This is a genomic window from Arthrobacter sp. GCM10027362 (assembly GCF_042679445.1).
Taxonomy (GTDB): Bacteria; Actinomycetota; Actinomycetes; order Actinomycetales; family Micrococcaceae; genus Crystallibacter.
On sequence record NZ_JBHTML010000396.1, the window covers coordinates 1 to 1,021 of the forward strand.

Sequence of the window (1,021 nt, forward strand, 5' to 3'; positions counted from 1 at the left end):
TGCTCGTGCACGGCGTAGTCCCCGTGGCTCATGTTCATCCGGGCCACGTCCACCCCGGCCCGCAGCACCGCCAGCGTGCTCTCGTACCCGGCAATGGCCGGCCCGAACGTGGCGACGATTTTCGCGCGTCTCATCTGTTCCAACCCGGTGCCTAGATGCCCAGTTCGGCGCGCAGGCGGGCCACATGGCCCTGCGCGGTGACGTTGTATTCCGCAGAGCGGACCGTGCCACCAGGGCCAAGCACCACCGTGGAGCGGAGCGTGCCGGTGACGGTGCGGCCGTCGATTTCCTTATCGCCGAACGCACCCCAGGCCTTGGCCACCGAGTGGTCCGGGTCCGAGAGCAGCGGGAAGTCCAGCTGCTGGTCGGCCGCGAAGTCCGCGATGGCTTCCGGCTCGTCCGGGGAGATGCCCACCACGGCATAACCGGCGCCTTGGAGCGAGTTGAGATTGTCCCGGAAGTCGCAGGCCTCGGTGGTGCAGCCGGGGGTGGCGGCCTTCGGGTAGAAGTAGACCACGACGTTGCCGTCGACGAAGTCGGAGAGCGAGACCTTCCGTCCGGTGCTGTCGGCCAAGGTGAAGGCCGGGGCGGTGCTGCCGGGGTGGAGCCTGTCGGTCATGAATCCATCCTTTCCATAATGTGAGAACTTATTTTTATTATACGGAACAGCTTGCGGATTGTCCCGGGCAGCTAGGCCGGCGGGCAGGCCAAAGGTCACGCCAGGTATGACTGGTGCGTCCAGATGTGGAACACGGCATAGGCACGCAGCGGGGACCAGGGGCGGCCCGCCGCCCGGACCCGGCGCGCCGAGTCGGCGCCAAGGGCACGTCTGAGTACCAGGTCACCCTCCGGGAAGGCATCCGGATCGTGCAGCGCCCGCAGGGCCAGATATTCCACCGTCCACGGCCCGATCCCGGGTACCGCCAGCAGCCGGGACCGGATGTCCGCATGGTCGCCGCCGGCGTCGATCCGCAGGCCGCCGGCGCAGGCAGCGGCCAGGGCGTGCACGGTCTGGGCCCGG

General features: G+C 68.4%; 2 protein-coding genes and 1 pseudogene. All 3 read right to left on the bottom strand.

The genetic code is table 11. The features are described 5' to 3' along the window. On the bottom strand, positions 1 to 134 hold a 134-nt coding region (locus ACFQ36_RS22920; RefSeq protein WP_377017898.1), incomplete at its 3' end, for a pyruvate kinase. A 17-nt stretch (positions 135 to 151) separates the two neighbouring features. Continuing rightward, positions 152 to 619 carry a peroxiredoxin gene (locus tag ACFQ36_RS22925; protein ID WP_377017896.1) on the bottom strand — a complete coding sequence of 156 codons (468 nt, stop codon included), beginning with the start codon at positions 617 to 619 and terminating at the stop codon, positions 152 to 154. Between the two features lie 95 nt (positions 620 to 714). Next, positions 715 to 1,021: pseudogene (locus ACFQ36_RS22930) on the bottom strand (3-methyladenine DNA glycosylase 2); the annotation flags it as partial.